21 protein-coding genes are annotated in these 16,210 nt (G+C 40.1%); all 21 read left to right on the top strand.

What is annotated here, in order from left to right; all coding sequences use genetic code 11:
* The first annotated feature begins 10 nt into the window (after positions 1-10).
* The 21 genes from fliE to flhB all read left to right on the top strand — a co-directional run bounded on the left by fliE (position 11) and on the right by flhB (position 16,196).
* On the top strand, positions 11-319 hold the full coding sequence (gene fliE / locus J2S05_RS05635) for a flagellar hook-basal body complex protein FliE (protein WP_306980678.1): 309 nt from the start codon (positions 11-13) through the stop codon (positions 317-319).
* 48 nt (positions 320-367) lie between these two features.
* A complete protein-coding gene (fliF, locus tag J2S05_RS05630; RefSeq protein WP_306980677.1) occupies positions 368-1,972 on the top strand; it encodes a flagellar basal-body MS-ring/collar protein FliF in 1,605 nt (534 codons plus the stop codon).
* Between the two features lie 13 nt (positions 1,973-1,985).
* Positions 1,986-3,002 (top strand): flagellar motor switch protein FliG, encoded by a 1,017-nt coding sequence (gene fliG, locus J2S05_RS05625; protein WP_306980675.1) that lies wholly within the window; start codon positions 1,986-1,988, stop codon positions 3,000-3,002.
* A complete protein-coding gene (gene fliH / locus J2S05_RS05620) occupies positions 2,995-3,783 on the top strand; it encodes a flagellar assembly protein FliH (RefSeq protein WP_306980674.1) in 789 nt (262 codons plus the stop codon). The genes fliG and fliH overlap by 8 nt, the downstream gene beginning before the upstream one ends.
* Positions 3,761-5,065 (top strand): flagellar protein export ATPase FliI, encoded by a 1,305-nt coding sequence (gene fliI / locus J2S05_RS05615; RefSeq protein ID WP_306980672.1) that lies wholly within the window; start codon positions 3,761-3,763, stop codon positions 5,063-5,065. Before fliH ends, fliI begins: the two co-directional genes overlap by 23 nt.
* Positions 5,066-5,079: 14 nt before the next feature.
* Positions 5,080-5,517, top strand: a complete 438-nt coding sequence (gene fliJ / locus J2S05_RS05610) for a flagellar export protein FliJ (RefSeq protein WP_306980670.1) — start codon at positions 5,080-5,082, stop codon at positions 5,515-5,517.
* Between the two features lie 12 nt (positions 5,518-5,529).
* Entirely contained in the window at positions 5,530-6,120 is a 591-nt protein-coding gene (locus tag J2S05_RS05605; RefSeq protein ID WP_306980668.1) for a MotE family protein, read from the top strand.
* A 14-nt stretch (positions 6,121-6,134) separates the two neighbouring features.
* Entirely contained in the window at positions 6,135-7,676 is a 1,542-nt protein-coding gene (locus tag J2S05_RS05600; RefSeq protein WP_306980666.1) for a flagellar hook-length control protein FliK, read from the top strand.
* Positions 7,657-8,127 (top strand): flagellar hook assembly protein FlgD, encoded by a 471-nt coding sequence (gene flgD, locus J2S05_RS05595; protein WP_306980663.1) that lies wholly within the window; start codon positions 7,657-7,659, stop codon positions 8,125-8,127. The genes J2S05_RS05600 and flgD overlap by 20 nt, the downstream gene beginning before the upstream one ends.
* Positions 8,124-8,501, top strand: coding sequence for a TIGR02530 family flagellar biosynthesis protein (locus tag J2S05_RS05590; protein ID WP_306980661.1), 378 nt, complete (start codon positions 8,124-8,126; stop codon positions 8,499-8,501). The genes flgD and J2S05_RS05590 overlap by 4 nt, the downstream gene beginning before the upstream one ends.
* Before the next feature lie 78 nt (positions 8,502-8,579).
* Positions 8,580-9,377, top strand: coding sequence for a flagellar basal body rod protein FlgG (gene flgG / locus J2S05_RS05585; RefSeq protein ID WP_306980659.1), 798 nt, complete (start codon positions 8,580-8,582; stop codon positions 9,375-9,377).
* A 57-nt stretch (positions 9,378-9,434) separates the two neighbouring features.
* Positions 9,435-9,647 carry a flagellar FlbD family protein gene (locus J2S05_RS05580; RefSeq protein WP_306980656.1) on the top strand — a complete coding sequence of 71 codons (213 nt, stop codon included), beginning with the start codon at positions 9,435-9,437 and terminating at the stop codon, positions 9,645-9,647.
* The gene (gene fliL / locus J2S05_RS05575) at positions 9,648-10,079 is read left to right on the top strand and encodes a flagellar basal body-associated protein FliL (protein ID WP_306980654.1); all 432 of its coding nucleotides are present in this window, start codon (positions 9,648-9,650) and stop codon (positions 10,077-10,079) included.
* Positions 10,080-10,106: 27 nt separating this feature from the next.
* Positions 10,107-11,093 (top strand): flagellar motor switch protein FliM, encoded by a 987-nt coding sequence (gene fliM / locus J2S05_RS05570; protein WP_306980652.1) that lies wholly within the window; start codon positions 10,107-10,109, stop codon positions 11,091-11,093.
* Positions 11,090-12,253 carry a flagellar motor switch phosphatase FliY gene (gene fliY / locus J2S05_RS05565; RefSeq protein WP_306980649.1) on the top strand — a complete coding sequence of 388 codons (1,164 nt, stop codon included), beginning with the start codon at positions 11,090-11,092 and terminating at the stop codon, positions 12,251-12,253. Before fliM ends, fliY begins: the two co-directional genes overlap by 4 nt.
* Positions 12,254-12,272: 19 nt before the next feature.
* A complete protein-coding gene (locus tag J2S05_RS05560; RefSeq protein ID WP_203087224.1) occupies positions 12,273-12,635 on the top strand; it encodes a response regulator in 363 nt (120 codons plus the stop codon).
* A complete protein-coding gene (gene fliO / locus J2S05_RS05555; protein ID WP_306981113.1) occupies positions 12,610-13,320 on the top strand; it encodes a flagellar biosynthetic protein FliO in 711 nt (236 codons plus the stop codon). The genes J2S05_RS05560 and fliO overlap by 26 nt, the downstream gene beginning before the upstream one ends.
* Positions 13,317-14,024: a flagellar type III secretion system pore protein FliP gene (gene fliP / locus J2S05_RS05550; protein ID WP_306980646.1), complete on the top strand. Its 708-nt coding sequence runs from the start codon at positions 13,317-13,319 to the stop codon at positions 14,022-14,024. The genes fliO and fliP overlap by 4 nt, the downstream gene beginning before the upstream one ends.
* A gap of 15 nt (positions 14,025-14,039) precedes the next feature.
* Positions 14,040-14,309 carry a flagellar biosynthesis protein FliQ gene (gene fliQ, locus J2S05_RS05545; RefSeq protein ID WP_306980644.1) on the top strand — a complete coding sequence of 90 codons (270 nt, stop codon included), beginning with the start codon at positions 14,040-14,042 and terminating at the stop codon, positions 14,307-14,309.
* On the top strand, positions 14,309-15,085 hold the full coding sequence (gene fliR / locus J2S05_RS05540; protein WP_306980642.1) for a flagellar biosynthetic protein FliR: 777 nt from the start codon (positions 14,309-14,311) through the stop codon (positions 15,083-15,085). The genes fliQ and fliR overlap by 1 nt, the downstream gene beginning before the upstream one ends.
* Position 15,086: 1 nt before the next feature.
* Positions 15,087-16,196, top strand: a complete 1,110-nt coding sequence (flhB, locus tag J2S05_RS05535) for a flagellar biosynthesis protein FlhB (protein WP_306981111.1) — start codon at positions 15,087-15,089, stop codon at positions 16,194-16,196.
* Positions 16,197-16,210: the final 14 nt, after the last annotated feature.

Genomic DNA, 16,210 nt, shown 5'->3' with positions numbered 1-16,210 from the left:
AGGTTAAGATATGGATCCAATTTCGTTACAAAGCCCATTTAATCCAACGCAAGGAATAAATCCAATAAAAGCGGAATCAATAACTCCTGGAGAAGCGCAAGCAAGTTTTAAAGCGGCGTTAAGTAATGCGTTGTCTGAAGTGAATACCATGCAAAATGAATCGAGTAAAAAAACAGAAGATCTGGCGCTTGGCAAACCAGTTGAACTTCATGATGTGATGATTACTGGTCAAAAAGCATCCGTTTCACTTCAAGCTACCATTGAAGTTCGAAACAAAGTTGTGGAGGCTTATCAAGAAATCATGAGAATGCAGGTATAAAATTCATGGTCGGAATGAATGAACTATGCAGGGTTGCCAGGAGGTCGCATGAACGAGACATTAGCAAGATATAAGAATAGTATACAAACATATTGGACACAAAAAGAGCCAATGCAAAAACTCTGGCTGACTGCTGGATTTATCCTTATTGTGTTACTCATTGCGGCTCTTACATACTTCACCACTAGACAAACATATGTGCCACTTTACAGCCAGCTTTCTCTTCAAGAAACAGGGCAGATTAAAGAGACACTTGATTCTAAGGGGATTCCATCTCGGGTATCTAAAGATGGAATGACAATTGAAGTACCTGAGAGAGATGTAGATGCTTTAAAAGTTGAACTAGCAGCTGAAGGCATTCCTCAAAGTGGAAGTATTGATTACTCGGTTTTTTCTGATTCTTCGGGATTTGGTATGACTGATAATGAATTTACAGTGATGGAACGAGCAGCCATTCAAACAGAGATTGCTAATTTAATTAGAAATATTGATGGTGTGCAAAATGCCAATGTAATGATCACGTTGCCAGAGGAGAGTGTGTGGTTAAGCTCAACTCAAGAATCTGCCACGGCAGCCGTCGTATTAGATTTACAGTTTGGCACTCAACTCGACCCAGAAAGAGTAAAAGGACTTTATCATCTTATTTCAAAGAGTGTACCTAATTTACCTATAGAAAATATTGTTATATCTGATCAAAGCTTTAATAGTTACTCTTATGAAAGTAATTCATATGGAGATTCTACATTAGCTGCTTTTGAACAACAACGTAACATTCAACGTGAAATTGAGCAGGACATGATGCGTAATCTACAACAAATGCTAGGAACTATGATTGGCCCCGATAAGGTGCTAATCTCTGTGACTACGGATATTGATTTTACTCAAGAAAATCGTACAGAACAACTTGTTGAACCAGTTGACGAAGAGAATATGGAAGGTATTGCTGTTAGTGTAGAACGGATTTCTGAAGCCTATACGGGTGAAGGGACGGTTCCTGAAGGTGGTACGGCTGGAACTGGTGAGGGCATACCGAACTATGTAGAAGGTGAAGGCAACGAGAATTCTGAATGGGAGCGAACGGAAGACCGTATTAATAATGAGGTCAATCGAATTAATCGTGAAATTACAGAAAGCCCATATCAAATTCGAAATGTTGGTTTACAAGTAATGCTTGAGCCACCAGAAGGTATGGATACACTTCCTGCTCAGCAAATTGCCGACGTTCAAGAAATACTAGGCACCATTGTTCGGACAACATTACCCGAAGTAGATGGTGAAGCTTTAACACAAGAGGAAATTAATTCTAAAATTATGGTTACATCTCATCAATTTGCTGGGAAAACTGAACTGGCAGATCCGGAGAATCCTCAAGCGGTACCTACTTGGATCTACGTCTTAGCAGGATTATTACTGCTCGCTGTTATCGTATTAGTAGTGTTACTAGCAAGAAGCAAAAAGCAGGAACAACTCGAAGTCGCTACGGAAGAGCTTGAGCTAGATAATCAATTAGGAATAGATAAACAAGAGATTCCTGATTTGCCTAGAGAAGGTAGTGGACCTGCTCATGAAAAACGCAAGCAGCTTGAGAGTATGGCAAAAGAGAGACCTGAGGAATTCTCTAAGCTGTTACGTTCTTGGCTAGCTGAAGATTAAGGGAGGCAGAGAAGTGGCAAGAGCTACAAATAAAGAACTAACGGGCAGGCAAAAAGCAGCTGTTTTACTTATATCGCTTGGCCCTGATGTCTCTGCACAAATTTATAAGCATTTATCAGAGGAAGAAATTGAACAGCTCTCATTAGAGATTTCTAACATTCGTAAAGTTGAAAGCTCTGTGAAAGAGGAAGTACTAGAACAGTTTCATCACATTGTGATGGCACAGGATTATATCTCACAAGGTGGGATTGGCTACGCTAAAAGTATTCTAGAAAAAGCTTTAGGGGAAGACAGCGCGATGCAAATCATTAATCGCCTTACTTCAACCCTTCAAGTTAGGCCGTTCGATTTTGCTCGAAAAGCGGATCCTAATCAGATTTTAAACTTTATTCAACATGAGCACCCTCAAACGATTGCGTTGATCCTTTCTTATCTTGATTCATCGCAAGCAGGGCAAATTCTTTCTGAGCTTGCACAAGAAGTACAAGCTGATGTCGCTAGACGCATTGCGATAATGGACAGTACATCACCAGAAATTGTTAGTCAAGTTGAGATGATATTAGAGGAGAAGCTTTCCCAAACCGTGACACAGGATTATACGGAAGCTGGTGGAGTAGAAGCCGTTGTAGAAGTATTAAATGGAGTAGATCGGTCAACAGAACGAACCATACTTGATGCACTTGAAATTCAAGATCCTGAACTTGCTGAAGAAATTAAGAAGCGGATGTTTGTATTTGAAGATATCGTAACATTGGATAACCGTTCTATTCAGCGAATTATTCGTGATGTAGAAAATGAAGATTTACAACTTTCGTTAAAAGTAGCAAGCGAGGAAGTAAAAGAAGTGGTATTCAGCAATATGTCACAGCGTATGGCCGACGCATTCCGAGATGAAATGGAATACAAAGGACCTGTTCGTTTGCGTGATGTAGAAGAAGCTCAATCTCGTATTGTGGCCGTTATTCGTAAGTTAGAAGAATCTGGTGAAATTGTTGTTGCAAGAGGCGGAGGGGATGATGTCCTTGTCTAGGATCATTAAATCTCACTCTGAAACTAAGTTAACAACACAACGGATGATTACAATTAAACCGATGCAGTTACAACAACAAGAATTTTCATATTCACCTGTAGAAGACGATCATTCAACCCAATTGAAGGCCGAGCGCCGGTTGCAGGACATGGAGAAACAAGCTCAGCAAATGATGGATGAAGCTGAGCTGCAATCTGAACAACTGACAGAACTTTTTGAGCGTAAAGAAGAGGAGTTGTCCCGTCAGGCTGAACAACTTTTTGAAGAACATCGAACAAAAGGTTACGACGAGGGATATAAGGAAGCCGAGCAAGTCGTTTGGGCTACCTATAGCGATAAGATTCTTGAAGCTCAGGACATTCTTCAGCAGGCAGAATTACAACGGGCCGACCTTATGGCTCAAGCTGAACCACAAATGATTAAGTTAGCATATCTTCTTGCTGAAAAAATTCTTGGACAGACATTAGATCAGGATGAGAACAAAATTCAATTTTTAAAAAAGCAGGTATTTGAAGCGCGAGAGCATGAAGATCTCAAGCTGTTTGTTCATCCTAATTGGTACCAAAAAGTATTAGAGCAAAAACATGTGCTTACATCTATTTTGTCTTCAACAACTCAGATGCTAATTATTGCCGATCACCAACTAGATGAAAAAGCGTGTTTGATTGAAACCAAACAAGGTCGTTTACACGCCTCGGTCGATGAACAACTTACGAGTATTAAGGAACAATTACTCCAGAAACAAAAGGAGCTTTCGAATGATCAATCCAGCTCTTCTTGATGCTGTCCCTTCTCTCTCTGTTCATAAATGGTTTGGCAAAGTAACGAGAGTGGTGGGGTTAACGATTGAGTCCTCCGGACCAAATGCGGCTGTAGGTGACATTTGTTTCATCCATTCAGGAAGAGATGGCAATGGGCGTATTCGTGCAGAAGTAGTTGGATTTCGTGAGGATAGTGTGCTGTTGATGCCACTCTCAGATACAGTGGATATTGCTCCCGGTAATTTAGTTGAATGCACAGAACAACCATTAACGATACCGGTGGGAAAAGATCTAATTGGTCATGTTATAGATGGGGTTGGACAACCTCTTTCAGGTATAACTCACGATAACGCATTTAGTAGAGTTCCAGCAGAGAAAGCTCCTCCTAATCCATTATCACGTCCCCGTATTACGGAGTGTTTGAGTTTAGGAGTACGTGTGATCGACGGATTGTTCAGTGTTGGAAAGGGACAACGAATCGGTATTTTTGCCGGAAGTGGTGTGGGGAAAAGTACATTGCTTGCGATGATTGCTAAACATTCTGCGGCAGATGTAAATGTGATTGCATTAATTGGTGAGCGCGGACGTGAAGTGAAGGACTTCGTTGAGAGGGATCTGGGCGAAGAAGGAATGAAGAAAACGGTATTAGTCGTTGTGACATCGGACCAACCAGCTTTAATGCGAGTAAAGGGTGCAATGACAGCAACAGCCGTCGCGGAATATTTCCGAGACCTTGGATTAAGTGTCAATCTAATGATGGATTCAGTCACTCGTTTCGCAATGGCACAAAGGGAAATAGGATTAGCCATTGGTGAACCGCCAACGACAAAAGGGTATCCACCTTCTGTTTTTGCGATGCTTCCCCGTTTGTTAGAACGTTCTGGAACTAATGTTCATGGCAGTATCACGGCATTTTATACGGTCCTGGTTGATGGGGACGATATGAATGAGCCTATAGCTGATGCTGTTAGGGGAATTTTGGACGGGCATTTAGTATTAGATCGAAATTTAGCTAACAAAGGCCAGTTTCCAGCGATAAACGTTTTAAAAAGCGTGAGTCGAGTAATGAGTGATATTGTGACGGAACAACACCTTGCTTCTGCGTCACATTTGCGTGAATTGCTAGCTGTATATACAGATGCCGAGGATTTAATTTCTATAGGAGCATACAAGCGAGGCTCAAATCAAAAGCTTGATGAGGCAGTTGGCGCTCATCCGGATATTTTAGCCTTTATCAAACAAGCAACCAATGAAGAAGTGACATTTGAAGACACAGAGAAAAGGTTACTTGACCGATTCTAAGGAGGCGCTGAAGCTTGAGTTTTCGCTACTCATTACAAAAGCTAATGGATGTATGTGAACGGGAGAAGGAAGAGGCAGAGAATGTATACTCTGATGCAGTCAAGACGTTTGAAGAGGTTGCGACAGCATTATATCACCTGCTGAAACGCAAAGAACTACTTGAGACAGACGCACGAGACAAACTCTCCCAAAAAGTTTCGATTCAAGATATTCAATTGATGCAATCGAGTATGTTGTTTCTACAAGAAGCTATTCAAAAGCAACAACAACTAACTCAGCGAGCAAGAGAACAGATGGATTTGAAGCACAAACTTCTTATAGAAGCGTCTTTTGAACATAAAAAACACGAAAAAGTTCGTGATAAGAAATATATGCAATTTACGCTTGAGGAAAAACGTCTTGATCAAATGCAAATGGATGAGCTATCTATCCAAAGATTTGTTAGACAATAAAAGGGTGAACTCATGACAAACGAAAAAAAGAAGGGCAGTGGCCTCAAAACATTTTTACTAGCGGTTGTGTTTCCATTGGTTGTTGTGCTGATGCTTGCTCTATTTTTTATTGGACCATTAATCGGGATAGATGTCATTGAGGGAGGAAAGAAATGGGCTGCCGAAACTCCGGTGCTTTCTTCTTTCGTAAGTGATGAAACAGAAGATTCGATAACCGAAACACCAAACGATTTAAAGTCTCAAAATGAAAGCTTACTTGTTGAGCTGGAACAAACGAAATCAATGCTTCAAGAAACCGAACTTACCTTATCTGACACGCGTGAACAACTTGAGTCGCTGGAAACGGATCAAGCTGAGCTCCAACAAACTAACGCAAGTGAAGAGGCAGGTCAACTTACATCTGATGGTAGCAAAGACCTTGCTAAAACGTATGAACTAATGTCAGCCAAAGCAGCTGCGGCTATTTTAAATGAATTATCAGTCGAAGAAATCGTTGTGCAACTAGCAGACGTTAAGCCTGAAACAAAGTCAGCCATTTTAGCAAAAATGGAAACAGAAAAGGCGGCTGCTTTAGTTCGTGAATGGTCTGAAGCCTTAAACTGAAGGGAGGTGAAAATGTGAATGACGTAGGAAGCCAACTAGCCATGCTAGGAAACTCACCTAAAAGCGCATCAGGAAAGCAGGAGACTTATTCAAATAGGTCGGTGCGGACGACAGGTGAGTCATCGGATCGGTTCAATCAAAGCATAGAAGCAGAGCAAGCTAACCATGTGCCAGCGTTTGCCCAATGGCTTCAGAAAATAGAGGCGGACGATCTTGCTATGACTAAAAAATCAGCTTCTATAGAACGGGTGACCAGACCAAACGATTTTGTTACTGACAATGAAATTGAAGAATTGGTCGAAACAATCCTTTCGCTGGATCCTCACTTGGTCTCTGAGTATTTAGATGCTCATGAGTTAACGTCACTTATTATGTCTTTTAGTAATCATGCAGTAGAAGGTGGACAAGAAGATCCTTTTTTGAATCAAAGATCTAGTAATATGGCGGTGGATCAGACGATTAATAACCAACAAGGGAAAATTCAATGGCCACAACTGCGTGTGTTTCCTGGTTATTATCCTCAAGTTGCTATGGTTTCAAGTGAGGGAAATGTCAATAACGATTCGAAGCAAGATCAGGATATTGAGTTTGAAATTGAGCAACTTCAAAAGGCTGAACGGTTAAGCAAGAATCTTAATGGACAGTCTACGATATCTAAAATAGAGGATGCCTATCAATCCATTAGCGGTCAAGTGGAATCATTTTTGAAGGGTGAAGGAAACGTAACACTTAGTAGTATATTAGCTGAGGTTCGACAGGTAGTTAACCCTGGAAAAACAACGTATGATTTTCCGCAAAAAGAGTTAGAGACAACGGCGGATCTTGAAAAGCTTTTACAACAGCTTAAATCTTCAGATAAACAGGCAAAAATAGTTCCAGATGATCAGCAAGGTCTTGGACAAGTTGCCAAAGAAGAGCAAGGAAATCAAGTGATGCAACATAGCGGACTAAAAGAGACTGGCAAGGATTCAACTTTAGTTGCAGCAAAAATGAATAATCAATCCAATGCTGAACAGCCATTGCCTGTTGATCGAAATTTATCTTCAATTCAACCATCAGAAATGAAAGCTACTCAGCCATTATTAGAACAGGAGAGTCTGCATCGCTCTGAAGAGCAGCGTTTTGTTAAGCAGCTACAACGAATTTTTCAACAGGGAACCATGACCCAATTAAAAGATGGTCAGGTTCAGTTTACATTAAAGCTTTTTCCTGAGCATTTAGGTAAGTTGCAAATTCAATTTATTCAAATGGGTCAAAAGCTGACAGCTCAGATTCTAGCAGATTCTTCTTCAACAAAAGAACTCGTTGAACGGAGTTTGCCACAGCTTAGACAGTCTCTTGTTCAGCAAAGCATCTCAATTGAACAGATTGATGTAGAAGATACGAATCCACATAATCAACAGGATCAAAAAGATCAGCAATCAGAGCAAGATCGTACGAATCAAGATGAAACAGAGGAACCTGGAAACACAGCAAGTTTTTCGTTTAAAACACTACTAGAAGATTTATTTCAAACTAGAAATGTAGGTGAATCAAATGACATTGATCACGAATGATTATGCGCTTCCGAAACAAACACGTGGAGTTCAAAATGGAGATAGCATGGGCAAGGATGATTTTCTAAAGCTTTTGTTGATTCAACTTCAACATCAGGATCCAAGTAACCCGGTGGATGATCGAGAATTCATTGCCCAGATGGCTACCTTCTCTTCTTTAGAACAAATGACTAACATGAACAAAACGTTAGAAGGATTTGTTCAGTCACAAGCAAATCAATCACTTTTAAAATTCAGCGATCTAATTGGGAAAGAGGTAACGTTTGAAGTAGCAAACTCAGACAAGCTTTCTGGTGAACAAAAAACCGCCAAAGTTACCTCGGTCAAATATGATAAGGAACGTGCTGTGCAGATTGAGCTTGAAGATGGAACATGGATTTCCGAAAGACAAATTGTAGGAGTGGCTAAGCCTAGTAATGAAGCGCCAGAAGAAGTGGAACCGAACAAATGATCGATCCTTCCATGCATTTGAAGGCAACGGCTGTTTCACCACAAGTTCATCAAAGCCGACGAGCTCATTCGCCAAGTAAACAATCATTTAGTCAAATATTACACGAAGAGCGTCAGCAGCTTACCATTAGCAAACATGCAAATGAAAGGCTAGCTACTAGAGGAATACAGTTAGACCAAGCGCAATGGAATACTATTTCCGAGAAGTTAAAAGAAGCAGGTAAAAAAGGCATAACTGATGCGTTAGTTGTAACAAAGGATGCGGCATTAGTCGCGAATACAAAAAGCCAAACGATAATTACGGCCCTAAACCGACAAGAGGCGGAAAGCCATATATTTACCAATATTAATGGAACGATATTATTAGATTCATAATACTGGCAGGACCCATTTAGGGATGCCACGAACTGCGGATTGATAGAAGCAGTTTCACATAAAAAGGAGCGAATTAGAATGATTAAATCGATGTACTCAGGCATATCCGGAATGAAGAACTTTCAAACAAAGCTCGATGTCATTGGGAATAACATTGCAAACGTCAATACGTACGGTTTTAAGAAAAGTCGCGTAACCTTCCAAGATCTTGTGAGTCAGCAACTAACAGGGGCTACAGCAGCTCAACAAGATGGAAGAGGCGGTATTAACTCTAAGCAGGTTGGAGCGGGTTCAGCCCTTGGATCTATTGATACGATCCATGAAGGCGCAACAAGCCAGTTTACTGGAAGAGGTCTGGATCTTGCCATTGAAGGTGAAGGCTATTTTAGAGTCAACGATGGCGCTTCAGATTACTATACTCGCTCTGGGAATTTTTATCTTGATTCTAACGGGAACATGACAACAGCAGAAGGGTTTATTGTTCATGGAATTAATGGTGGAGCAATCAATATACCAGATACAACTCAAAGTTTCTCTATAGGTAAGGATGGATCTGTAAATCTCGTAAATGAGAATGGAGACGCAGAAGTAGCAGGAACGATCGCGTTGTTCAGATTTCCTAACTCAGGGGGACTATCAAAAGTAGGTGGAAATACGTTTATTCCTACTGCGAACTCTGGTTTACCGACAGAGATTGGAGCACCTGGAGCTAATGGTACCGGTTCAATTAATGCCTCTGCTCTTGAAATGTCTAACGTTGACCTTTCAGAAGAGTTTACTGAGATGATTGTGGCGCAACGTGGGTTCCAATCCAATTCTAAGATCATCACAACATCAGATGAAATTTTGCAAGAGCTTCTTAATCTTAAACGCTAATATCTAAATTAGAGTATAGGAGGCATGCAGGCACATTAAGTGCCTGCTACATATTAAATGATACGATTACAACGGTTAAATGGACAATTTTTCTTATTAAATTCCTTGCTGATAGAGCAAGTGGAAGCTATTCCAGAAACAAGTATTACGCTTGTTGGAGGTAAAAAGATTTTAGTTAAGAATGAGTTTGAGGAAGTATTTGACCTAATTAATCATCGATTTTCAGAGATTGGAATTCACGGGTCAAGTAAGTCCAAAGGAGGGGAATAAGTGTTTAAAAGTAAGTTATCAGTTGTTTTACTTGTTATGGTATTAACTTTAGCTGTTGCTGGTGGAGCTGTATTTTTATCTTGGGATTACATTACGGCAGAAGCTGAAGCGGATACTGAGCCGACCATCGATGAGATCATTGAACGTTCTTATGATACGGAGGAGCTCATTACGAATCTGTTAAGCGATGGAGTTGTCCGCTCTAAATATAAAATTCAATTGGACAGCAAAGAGGCATTAGAAGAACTTGAAAAAAGAGATTTTCAGGTAACGAACATTATCATTACAACGTTATCGGGCAAAGAAGCTTCAGAGTTAAGAGGACCGGACGGGAAATCTGAACTTGAGGCTGAGCTTCAAGAACAAATTAATGAGCTTATGCAAAAAGGATCCGTGCAAAGAGTCTATATGACAGAGTGGGTTTTACAATAAGCAGGCGATTATTAAGAGGTGAGGCCATTGGCAGATGTATTATCGCAAGGAGAAATTGATGCTCTCTTATCCGCTTTATCTACAGGTGAAATGAATGCGGAGGAGCTAAAGAAAGAAGAAACGCAGAAAAAAGTCCGTGTATATGACTTTAAGCGGGCTTTGCGATTTTCGAAAGAACAGATTCGCAGTCTTACGAGAATACATGAGAATTTTTCGAGATTGTTAACCAGTTTTTTTTCGGCTCAGCTTCGAACGTTTGTCCAGATACATGTCGCCTCTGTAGATCAACTGCCATATGAAGAATTTATCAGTTCGATCCCTAAGATGACGATTTTGAATGTGTTTGAACCTACACCATTAAACGGACGAATCTTGATGGAGGTTAATCCGAATATTGCCTATGCCATGCTTGATCGATTAATGGGTGGTAAGGGAGCTAGTGTTAATAAGATTGATAACTTAACAGAAATTGAAACAAAACTGATGTCTGCTCTTTTTCAGCGTACATTAGATAGTTTTACTGAGGCTTGGAGTTCTGTTGTAGAAATTGATCCAATTTTAGATGAGATTGAAGTGAATCCGCAGTTTTTGCAAATGGTCCCTCCAAATGAAACGGTTGTTGTCATTTCGCTTTCGACAAGCATAGCCGAAACATCGGGGATGATTACTATTTGCTTGCCGCATATGGTTCTAGAAGAGATCTTGCCTAAATTATCAAATCATTATTGGCTCCAAGAAAACAAAAAGCTAAGAAGTCCTAATGAACAAAAGCAACTTGAAAAGCAAGTACGTGATACACCTTTACTTGTTCAAGCTGAGCTTGGACGTTCTGAGATGACGATTCAAGAATTCCTCCATTTAGGCGAAGGAGATGTCATTGAATTAAATCAATCGATTCATGATCCACTCGTTTTAAGTGTAGGAGGAGAATCAAAATATCTTGCACAGCCTGGAAAACAAAAGAACAAACTAGCAGTTCAAGTAACTCATGTATTAGAGGAGGCAGATGAATGAGTGACGGTATGCTCTCTCAAGAGGAAATAAATGCATTACTAAACGGAATGGGAACAGATGATGCAGAAGCTGATTCTTCCTCCGGTTCAAATGAATTAGATGTGAACGAGTACTTAACAGATATGGAAAGAGATACGTTAGGTGAAATTGGTAATATATCCTTTGGTAGTTCTGCAACAGCTTTATCTTCATTGTTGAACCAAAAAGTAGATATCACAACGCCAGAAGTAACCGTAGTCGAAAAGAAACATTTAGAACAGGAATTCCCTCGTCCCCATGTGGCCGTTCAAGTAGAATACACTGAAGGATTTGAAGGCTCCAACCTGTTTATGATTAAAACAACTGATGCGGCCATTATTGCTGACTTAATGCTAGGCGGTGATGGTACAAATCCAATGGAAGATTTAACAGATATGCACATTAGTGCAGTACAAGAAGCGATGAATCAGATGATGGGATCTGCATCTACCTCTATGTCGACTTTGTTTAATATGAAGATTGATATCTCACCTCCTTCCGTGGATGTCATGGATATAAAAAACGGTGAAAATACCGAGTATGTTCCGACAGAAGAAGTACTAGTCAAGATATCCTTCCAATTACAAGTTGGAGACTTAATTGATTCTAAAATAATGCAGATTGTTTCTCTACCGTTCGCTAAAAAGTTTATTGAGAATCTTACGAATCCAGAAGAGGAAATTAGTAAGCCAGAAGAAAAACCAGCACCAGAAGTGATCAGTCAACAAGAGAAGGTACAAGTTACCCCACCCCAACCTTCCTATACATCAGCACCAAGAGAATCTACTCAACATGTAGGGGGGATGTCAGGAAGAGCTTCAACAAATATTCAACCAGCAGCCTTTGAAAGCTTTGATCAGCCACAACTATCTAGCACTCAAACTGGCAATCTTGATATGCTTTTGGATATTCCGCTAAATGTGAAAGTTGAACTGGGACGCACAACAAAATCGATTCGCGATATTTTAGAATTTACTCAAGGCTCCATTATTGAGCTAGATAAGTTAGCGGGAGAGCCTGTAGACATATTAGTAAATGAAAAATTAATTGCTAAAGGTGAAGTTGTTGTAATCGATGAAAACTTTGGTGTAAGAGTGACTGATATTGTTAGTCAAGCAGAACGTATTAGAAATTTAAATTAACTGAGAGGGATGATTTGTAATGGGACAAAAAGTATTAGTAGTAGATGACGCTGCATTTATGCGAATGATGATTAAAGATATTTTAACGAAAAATGGATTTGATGTAGTGGGGGAAGCAGCGGATGGAAATGAAGCTGTCACGCAATATAAAGAGCTATCTCCTGATCTTGTAACCATGGATATCACGATGCCTGAAAAAGATGGCATTAGTGCGTTAAAAGAAATTAAGCTATTTGATCCAAACGCTAAAATCATTATGTGCTCGGCGATGGGCCAGCAGGCAATGGTTATTGATGCTATACAGGCGGGCGCCAAAGACTTTATTGTGAAGCCTTTCCAAGCAGAGCGTGTGATTGATGCGATTAACAAGACCCTTGCTTAAACTGCTTTTGGTGTTGGTCGTATTTGGAAGTATCAGCTTGTCTCCTGTTGCAACTGCAGAGGCAGCTGATTGCCTAAATGTGGGTCAAAATTTAACGGATGAGTGCAAGGAACAGGCTGAAGACTCAGAAGAAACCTGGGGATTTGAGCAAGATTCAGCTTCTAGTGATGAAGTTGAAGCCGTGCCGTTTGGTAATCAAGATAGTGGTTTTTTAACACTTTTAAAGCTTATCGGCTCTCTTGCACTTATTATTGCATTGATCTATGGTTTGTTGCGTTTTTTAAGCAAAAGGACTAAAACCTTTCGACAATCGCAATTATTAGAGAACATTGGCGGGGTTCCGCTTGGGCCCAATCGTTCGGTTCAACTAATTAAAGTAGGAAACCGAGTACTAGTTGTTGGGGTAGGGGAGTCTATTCAACTCCTAACAGAGATAGACTCGGAGGAAGAGCAGGAGCAATTATTTAAGCTTCAAAGTGAGCAAGAGCAACACATTCAAGTACCAGCTCAAAAAGCGATGGATTGGATGAAATCGAAGGTGAGCCGCTCAGAAACACATTCTCTTATGGGTCAAAGTGAATCAAACAAACACTCCTCCTTTCAAGAGCTTTTTTCTAAAAAACTGCAAGAGGCGTCACAATCGCAGCAAGATCTTGAGAAGGTATTAAAGGAGCGTAAGCCATGATGTTTGATCATCTGATTCTATCTACAACGGGGTTGTTTAATAACTTTGATTTGACAGGCATTACTGGCAGTAATGAGAATGCAGCAACTACGATACAACTGTTTCTTTTACTTACGGTTCTAACCCTGGCTCCATCCATCTTAATTATGATGACTTGTTTTACACGAATTATTATCGTTCTATCCTTTGTGAGGCAGGGGTTGGCCACTCAATCGATGCCACCCAATCAGGTGCTCATTGGAATTGCTTTATTTATTACATTTTTTATTATGGCACCTGTGATGGCAGAGATTAATAATGAGGCATTACAACCATTTGCTAATGCAGAAATTTCTCAAGAAGAAGCCTTTGAGCGTGCGACTGTGCCAATTAAAGAATTTATGTCGAATCATACTCGTGAGAAAGACCTTGCTTTATTTATGGGCTATGCCGGTCTAGAAAGACCAGAAACACTTGAAGACATTCCATTAACTGCGCTTGTTCCGGCATTTGCGATTAGTGAATTAAAAACAGCCTTTCAAATCGGTTTTTTGATTTTTGTTCCGTTTTTGGTCATTGATATGATTGTGGCAAGTGTCCTAATGTCAATGGGTATGATGATGCTACCACCAGTAATGATTGCTTTACCATTTAAAATCTTATTATTTGTTCTTGTTGATGGTTGGTATTTAATTGTCCAATCGTTACTTCTAAGCTTTCAGTAAGGGGAGGGTGCTAAAATGAGCCAGGAATTTGTGATTCAAATAGCTGAAAGCGGTGTGTGGACAGTGCTACTAGTAGCCGGCCCTCTCCTTATTATTGCGTTAGTTTTAGGTCTTCTAGTGAGTATCTTTCAGGCAACCACTCAAATTCAGGAACAAACACTTGCATTTATTCCAAAAATCGTTGGGGTATTATTCGCGTTAGTTATTTTTGGGCCTTGGATGTTGAGTCAAATTACAAACTTTACTTATCAAATTTATTCTAACTTACATCGGTTTATTGGCTAATGACAGAGTTAATGACGTATTTACCGGCTTTTTTATTAATTTTTATTCGTGTTAGCTCGTTTATGGTCGTATTGCCTCTCTACTCTCATCGGTCAGTTCCTATGATGTTTAAACTAGGACTTTCACTTATGCTCGCCTGGATGATGGTTCTAGCTTTTGATATACCTGAGCTTGTCTTTAATTGGAACTATATTTTATTAATAATAAAAGAAATCGGTGTTGGGCTAGCTGTAGGGCTAGCTGCCATGATTCTGTTATATGCGATTCAAGTGGCCGGGGGCCTCATTGATTTCACATTAGGATTTATGATTGCTAATGTAGTAGATCCTCAAACGGGTGCTCAAAGCCCTTTAACAGGTGGATATCTGTATACATTTGCTTTGTTATTTTTGTTAACAGTAAATGGTCATCACCTGTTGCTCGATGGGATCTTTTACAGTTACCAATACGTCCCGCTAGATCAATTGACATTGCCTTTTGGAGATGAACAAGTCTTAACACAGGCGATATCGATTTTATCTACAATGTTTATTATTGCTATTCAAATTGCCTTTCCCATTTCAGGCTGCTTATTTCTAGTTGACCTAGCGTTAGGCATGGTGTCACGAACGGTTCCCCAAATGAATGTGTTTGTTGTGGGGATGCCATTAAAGATTCTAGTTGGTCTACCTTTATTGATGGTGTATATGGCTGTTTTTATGATGATTGTTCAAACGTTATTTAATGAGATGATTCTTGTCATGAGAACATTGCTTCAATTACTTGGGGGTGGATGAGATCGCTCTGATCAAACTTAATCTGCAATTTTTTGCAGATGAGAAAACAGAAAAGGCCACACCCAAAAAAAGAGATGAAACAAGGAAAAAGGGTCAGGTACCCAAAAGTACGGATGTTAATACGTCCATCATGATGTTAGTTGTTTTTCTCTTTCTCTGGATGTACGGCGGGAGTATAATTGTTTCAATGTTCGCTGATATGCAGAGAGAGATCTTCACCAATTACTTAGTTGAAGAGGTAACTCCTGAGTCTGTTGCCAGGTTGTTTCTAACCGTTTCAACGCAAGCATTGACAGCGGTACTTCCGCTCATGCTTCTTGCAGCTATTGCAGGATCGTTTGGTAGTTTCATTCAAGTTGGGGCCATGTTTTCAACAGAACCACTAAAGGCAAAGTTAAACAAGCTTGACCCAATTAAAGGGTTCAAACGAATCTTTTCTGCCAGAGCGTTAGTAGAGCTTTCAAAGTCTGTCCTAAAGATCTCGCTTGTTGGGACAACGGTGGTGATCATTATTTGGACCCATTTGGAAGAAGTGATGCTTTTATCACAAAAGTCGATTACGGATGCCATGGGTGTGATTGGTTGGCTAACGATCATGATGGGATTGGCGGTAGCGATATTATTAATGATCCTATCCATCCCGGATTATATCTACCAGCGTTATGATCACGAAAAACAAATTCGAATGTCTAAAAAAGATATTAAGGATGAGCACAAAAATATTGAAGGTGACCCGAGGATTAAATCCAAACGTAAACAAAAACAAATGGAGCTTGCGATGCAGCGTATGATGCAGGAAATTCCAAATGCTGATGTCGTCATAACTAACCCAACTCACTTTGCGATTGTTTTGAAATACGATGAAAGCAAAGCGGAGGCGCCGTTTGTTGTAGCAAAAGGAATGGATTTCTCGGCTCAACGGATTAAAAAAAGAGCGCAAGAGCACGGCATTCCAATGGTTGAAAATCGAATGTTAGCAAGGGCTTTATACCATCAAACAGATATTGGTCAGCAAGTACCGGCAGATTTATTTAAGGCTGTTGCGGAGGTTTTGGCATACGTGTATCGCTTAAAAGAAAAACAATCAGTGGGTCAAAACCACAGAACATAAAGAAGGGAGGAAGA

Origin of the sequence: Alkalicoccobacillus murimartini, from assembly GCF_030813245.1 — a bacterium.
In the GTDB taxonomy this organism is placed as follows: Bacteria; Bacillota; Bacilli; order Bacillales; family Bacillaceae_D; genus Alkalicoccobacillus; species Alkalicoccobacillus murimartini.
Note: the sequence above shows the minus strand (reverse complement) of the source record. Positions and strands in the feature narration are given on the sequence as shown.

Coding starts and splice junctions, on each gene's coding strand:
- J2S05_RS05560 (WP_203087224.1), top strand. CDS start 12,273: ATGGGACAAAAAGTATTAGTAGTAGATGACGCTGCATTTATGCGAATG.
- fliF (WP_306980677.1), top strand. CDS start 368: ATGAACGAGACATTAGCAAGATATAAGAATAGTATACAAACATATTGG.
- J2S05_RS05580 (WP_306980656.1), top strand. CDS start 9,435: ATGATACGATTACAACGGTTAAATGGACAATTTTTCTTATTAAATTCC.
- J2S05_RS05605 (WP_306980668.1), top strand. CDS start 5,530: ATGACAAACGAAAAAAAGAAGGGCAGTGGCCTCAAAACATTTTTACTA.
- fliO (WP_306981113.1), top strand. CDS start 12,610: ATGCGATTAACAAGACCCTTGCTTAAACTGCTTTTGGTGTTGGTCGTA.
- fliY (WP_306980649.1), top strand. CDS start 11,090: ATGAGTGACGGTATGCTCTCTCAAGAGGAAATAAATGCATTACTAAAC.
- fliP (WP_306980646.1), top strand. CDS start 13,317: ATGATGTTTGATCATCTGATTCTATCTACAACGGGGTTGTTTAATAAC.
- fliE (WP_306980678.1), top strand. CDS start 11: ATGGATCCAATTTCGTTACAAAGCCCATTTAATCCAACGCAAGGAATA.
- fliR (WP_306980642.1), top strand. CDS start 14,309: ATGACAGAGTTAATGACGTATTTACCGGCTTTTTTATTAATTTTTATT.
- flgG (WP_306980659.1), top strand. CDS start 8,580: ATGATTAAATCGATGTACTCAGGCATATCCGGAATGAAGAACTTTCAA.
- J2S05_RS05590 (WP_306980661.1), top strand. CDS start 8,124: ATGATCGATCCTTCCATGCATTTGAAGGCAACGGCTGTTTCACCACAA.
- fliI (WP_306980672.1), top strand. CDS start 3,761: ATGATCAATCCAGCTCTTCTTGATGCTGTCCCTTCTCTCTCTGTTCAT.
- fliQ (WP_306980644.1), top strand. CDS start 14,040: ATGAGCCAGGAATTTGTGATTCAAATAGCTGAAAGCGGTGTGTGGACA.
- flgD (WP_306980663.1), top strand. CDS start 7,657: ATGACATTGATCACGAATGATTATGCGCTTCCGAAACAAACACGTGGA.